Source organism: Arthrobacter sp. UYEF36 (genome assembly GCF_040547025.1).
Lineage (GTDB): Bacteria > Actinomycetota > Actinomycetes > Actinomycetales > Micrococcaceae > Arthrobacter.
In genome coordinates this window covers 1-5,483 of the sequence record NZ_JBEPOX010000024.1, presented here as the reverse complement: position 1 = coordinate 5,483, position 5,483 = coordinate 1, and the positions used below count along the sequence as shown (strand labels likewise).

General features: G+C 68.0%; 2 protein-coding genes. Both read right to left on the bottom strand.

Translation table 11 applies throughout. The annotated features are described in order from the left end of the window. A partial coding sequence (locus ABIB29_RS19905; RefSeq protein WP_354174767.1) for a hypothetical protein occupies positions 1–233 on the bottom strand: 233 nt, incomplete at its 3' end. Positions 234–359: 126 nt separating this feature from the next. After that, positions 360–5,483 (bottom strand): Ig-like domain-containing protein (locus ABIB29_RS19900; RefSeq protein ID WP_354174765.1); only part of this gene is annotated, 5,124 nt, incomplete at its 5' end.

Sequence of the window (5,483 nt, the reverse complement as noted above, 5' to 3'; positions counted from 1 at the left end):
GGATAATTCAACCGCCCCACCGCATTCTTCGACTTCGACACCACCCACACCCCACCATCATTCAACTCCACCTCAGTGGTCTTAAACCCCGGATAAAGCACGGCAGCCGTGACCAGCACCGCGGCAGCGCAGAGGGAGGCGGTAATGGTGATGAACTTGCTGCGACGTTTTTTTGACCCCGGACGGGCAAAGCCCGGCTTCCTGGACCCCAGCGTGGCGAAGAGACGTGTCACAGCTTCAGATTTCCTTCGTGATGGGGTGGAGGTTTCCGTGGCGGACCTGAGACGAGGTCCTCAGTTCCCGCGACAGCCTACCGAACGTTCCGCGGCCGCGCGATGGGGAGGACTTCCCTGCGGCACTCAGCACCGGGGGATCCCGAGGCTGTACGGCGCACCAAGCTGGGTGTGCCCCGCGATCACGTACCGGCCAACGTTCCGGTTGGAGCCAGATTCCACCCGGTACCACTCGGTGTCCGGGGAGTTGGTCCAGTTGTCGTTCTGAACGATGTAGCACTTGACCACGATGGTCTCCCCGCTGTTCTTGTAGAACCACGGGGGCGAGTCCCCATTGTTGACGCCGTCGCAGTCGAAGTAGGGAGTGGGACGGTAGTTCGAGCCGCCCAGCGTGTAGGTGCAGGTGCGCACGAAGTTCGGATCGGAGGTCTTGACCCGGGTGGTCCAGACGCGTTGCGGCGGACCGGACTTCGCGGTTGCCGTGGCAGTCGCGCCGAAGGTTCCCACCGAGTTGGCAGTCCGGACCTGGATGGAGTGCTGCTCGTCGTAGCCTCCGGTATTGACCGTCCTGCTGCCGGAGGGGTTCACGTCCTGCCAGCCTCCGCCGTCGATGTTGATCTGGGTCCTGGCGACGTCGTTGGTGGAGGTTGATGGCGAGGACCAGCTGAAGCTCAGCGACTTCTGGTTTTCGGCCCCGTCCTGGCCGGCGGCCGACGGCGTTCCGGGCGCCCCGAACGGGGTGGCGCCGGCACCGGCACTGGCGTCGGAGCTTGGCGCCACGGTGGAGTTGGCGACCACCGTGATGGTCGTGGCCGCCCCGTTCGTGAAACCGCCGACGGTCTGCCCGGGCCGGATGGGGCCGGACTGGCCGGTGCTGGCCCTGTACGTGTAGCTGACCTCATTGGGCGCCGAGCCATTGCGCTCCGCGTTGGTGAGTTCCCGGAAGTTGATCGTCACGGCCCTTCCCGCACCGCCGGTGTTGGCCTCGGTGGCGCTCACGCCGGAGACCGCCGAGAGCTTGCCGGTGGCGCGGCGAGGTGCGGACGGGGCGCTGACGGCGCCCTTGCCGGCCTTGTTCTCGGCCTGGACGGTGAACGTGTAGGACGCCTCGGAGTTGTTCGCGGTGAAGTTCGCGGTCCGGACGGTCCCGGCCACCATCTGGGTCTGGGTGGTCCCGCCGCCGCCGCTCATGGTGACGTAGTAGTTCTTGATCGCGTCGCCGTTGGTGTTCGGTTCGGTCCAGTTCACCTTGAGCTGGTTCGAGGTCCCCACGGCGGAGGCAACCGTCGTGGTGGGTGCCGCCGGGGCTGCCGGCACACCGGCGGGGTTGTCCTCGGCGGAGTAGATCCCCCATTCGGACGGGCCAAGCTCGTTGACGGCCTGGGCGCGCACCTTGTACCGGACGCCGTTGGTCAGTCCCGGCCAGGTGTAGTTCAGGCCGGCGACGCCGCTCTTCACGGCAATGCCGTTGGCCGGCGGCGGGGAGATTTCCAGGTTGTAGCCCTTGACGGCCGAGCCCTCGGTCTTGGCCGGGGCCCAGTTGACCACCATGTTCTTGTCACCGGCCTTGACCGACGGGGCCTCCGGCGGGGACGGCTTCTCGTCCGGCCGGATCTCGTTGGATGCCACCGAAGGCGTTGACTCCCCCACCTCGTTGGTGGCGGTGACGGTGAAGACGTACTTGACGTCGTTGGTCAGGCCGCTGAGCGTGCACGTGGTGGTGGCGCAGTCCTGGCTGAAGCCGCTGGAACTGACGGTGTATTTGCTGATGGCAGCGCCGTTGTCCGAGGGCGGGGCCCACTTGAGCACGGCGGTGCGGCTGCGGACGTCCGTCGCGGACGGCGCCGAGGGGGCATCCGGCTTGTCCCGGACCGTGATGCGCAGCCGGCCGCTCGCCTGCCGCGAGGGGTCCTCGGTCTTGTCCAGCACGGTGTAGCGGATCACCATCACGCCCTTGGAACCGTCCGCGGGAGTGACCGTGATCGACTCCCCGTTCACCGCTGGGGCGCCGGCGGCCGAGCCGGTTTCCACCGTGGCCGAGATGATTTTCAGCGGAGTTTCGCTGAACGGGTTGAAGTCGTTGGCCAGGACGTTGATGGTCTCGGTCTTGCCCGCGTTGGCCTTTTCGATGACGTCCTCGTTGGCCGTCGGGAGGGGCCGGTTGGAGGCGACGACGGTCGCCGCCACCGTAGCCTGGACCGGTTCGGAGCGCCCGTCCGTGACCTTCAGCGGGATGGTCCCCTGGCGTCCCGCGGCGAGGGTGGCTTCCGCGGTGACCTTGAGGGTCTGGCCCTCGATCGTTGCTTTGAACCCGTCCGGCAGGGTGCCGTCGAGCTCGAACTTGAGCTTTTCCTGGTCGCCGGAGTCCACATCCTTGGCGAGGTTGCCGAGCTCCAGGCTGACGGATTCGGCCTTGGGCACGTCAAGCCCGGTCCCGCTGAAGGTGGGCCGGTGGTTGGCGTTCGGGTCCGGAATGACGTTGGTGATGATGCTCAGGGTCGATTTGAGGCCCTGCGGATCGTCCGGTCCCGTGCCGTCCGTGACCTCGAAGGTCACTGAGCCGGGGCCGACGTAGTCCCCGAGCGCGGCGTAGCGCAGCGCGGCGCCGTTTCCGGCCACCACGTCCTCCGTGTCCGCTCCCTGCACCCGGACCTTGTCCACCTGCGTGATGCGCGGGGTGCGTCCGTCCCGGACCCGGACGTACTCGTTCAGGTCCAGGGTGATGTCCTGGCCGGCCATCACCTCGACGACGTCGGTGCGCGCCAGGGTGGGGTGTTGCTCGCCCTGGCCGGGAACCCAGATGACCGCCGTCGCGCTTTGGCCGTCCACGTCGGTGACGGTGTACGGGACCAGCTGGTCCTTCGGGACCAGGGTCACGACGACGTCGCCGTCGCCTCCGACGCGTGCATTCGGGTTGCCGTCCGGCAGGGAGACCTTGAGTTCGGAGGCGACGCCGTCGGGGTCGGCGTCGTTCTTGAGGACCGGGACGTCGACGGCGGACTTGCCGAGTGTCTCGGCGGAGGTGACCACGTCGTCCTTGGCGACCGGGAGCTTGAGGGCCGCGTCCGGGCTGATCCGGACGCGGACCACGGCACTGCCCTGGGCCTTTTTGTCGTCCTGGATTTTGTAGCTGACGCTCTCATTGCCGGCGGTGCCGGGGGCGGTGAGGAGCACCTTGCCGCCGTCGGCTGCTTCCACCTGCAGTTCGGGGCGGGCCTCGAAAGCGTTGGAGACCAGGCTGATCGGGTCCCCGTCGGGGTCCGAGTCGTTGGTGAGCGCGTCGACGGCAACCTTGCGGCCGGGGCGGACGTCGACGGCGTCGTCCGTCGCGATGGGTTTCTGGTTGTTGGCTTCCGGCGGGGCGATGCCGACAATCACGGTGCCGGTGTTTTCGGCGCCGATCCGGTCCCGCACCCGGTAGCTGAAAGTGTCCGTGCCGGCCGCGTCAGCGGTGGCGGTGAATTCGAGGTAGCCGTCCTTGACCACGGCCGTGCCCATGGCCGGGGCCTTGTCGACGCCGGTCAGCTGGACGGAGTCGCCGTCGGAGTCAATGCCGTCCAGCGGCACGGGAATGCGGACCACCAGTCCGGCCACCACCCGGGCGGTCAGGTTTTTCGGTTCGGGCCGGGTGTTCCGCTCGTCGTCGCGGGCCCGGATCCTGATGGTGAGCTGCTGGGAGTCCGACTGGCCGGAGTCGTTGGTGACCTTGTAGATCGCGTAAACGGTTTTGGGCGCGTCGCCGGCGATGAAGCGCAGGGTGTTGCCGGAGTGGAAGATGCGGCCGTCGGCGGCGTCGGGCTGCTGCGCGAGGACCGGCTCAAGGGCCAGCTTGCCGCCGTTGGGGTCGGTGTCGTTCTCGAGGACCGGAATGGTGACGACGTCGCCGGCCCGGACGGTGGCTTCGTCCGGTTTGGCCTGCGGTGCCTGGAGTTTAGTGGGGGCCGGGACCACGAGGACGGCGATCTCGCCGCTGGCTGAGGACTTGCCGTTGGAGATGGTGTATTTGACGTTGAGCTGGCCCTGCGCGCGGATGTCGGTGATCCGGACCACCGAGTGGTCCAGGACGGACACGCTTACGGGCTGCCCGTCAGCGGCGGTGACGGACTGGACCACCAGCACGCCGCCGGAGGGGTCGGAGTCGTTGCCCAGCACATCCACCAGCACGCTGCCGCCGCTGGGAAGCAGGGCGGTGTCCCGCACGGCCACCGGGGCGCCGTCGCCGTCGCCGGGTACGACGTCGACCCGGACCAGCTGCTGGGCGCTGGCCGGACCGTTGGTCGCGAGGTAGGTGACGTAGTGGGCGCCCTGGGCGGTGGAGTTGAACGTGAAGGTCTGCTGGTCCGCGCCCATCGTGGCGGTGGAATTGCCGTCCGGGGTGACCTGGGCGAGGCGGAGCGCTCCGCCCTGGGGATCCGAATCGTTTGTGAGCGGGGCAATGACGGTGTCCACCCCGGCGACGGCGACGATGTGGTCCGCGTTGGCGATCGGCGGCAGGACGCCTGGCGCGCGGACGTCGACGGTGATCTTTCCTTCGGTGCTGGACTGGCCGTCGGAGACCGTGACGGTGACGATCTTGCGGCCGGGCTCGGCGCCGGCATCCTGGAAGCTGAGCAGGCCGTCGGGACGTGCCTTGACCTGGTCGCGGGGGTCGCTGCTGGTGGCGCTGACGACGTAGAGGTCGTCGCCGTCGGGGTCGATCCAGTCCGGGAGGATGTTCTGGGTGACAAGCTTGCCGGACTGCACCACAAGGGAGGTGTTCCGGTTGGGTTTCTGCCGCGGGGCGGAGTTCTCCCCCTCGGGAATGACAGTGAGCGTGACGTCGGCGGACGCGGAGAGCCCGCGGCCGTCGTCCGCCGAATATTTGAACGTCTCGGCGCCGGTCCGGTCCGCCGGAACGCTGACCTGGAAACCGGTGGAGCCGTAGATCGGCGCCAGGAATCCGGATGTGACCGGATCGGGTGCCCGGACGGTGAGGATGTCGCCGTCGGGGTCGGTGTCGTTGTCGAGCACGGGGAGGATGGTGGTCTTGCCGGCGCGCACGCCGAAGCTGTCCGGCTTGGCCGCGGGGGCGCTGTTCGGTTTCGTGCGGTCCGGGAGGACGGTCTGCTGGACCTCGTCGGCGGAGTCCTTGTCCGCGTCGTCGGAGCTCTGCTGCGGCGGGATGACGTCGTCCCAGTTGTTGACGAGCTGCATGTTCTGGTTGACCAGCCAGACATTGCCCGAATTCACATCATTGAGGACCACCAGGTC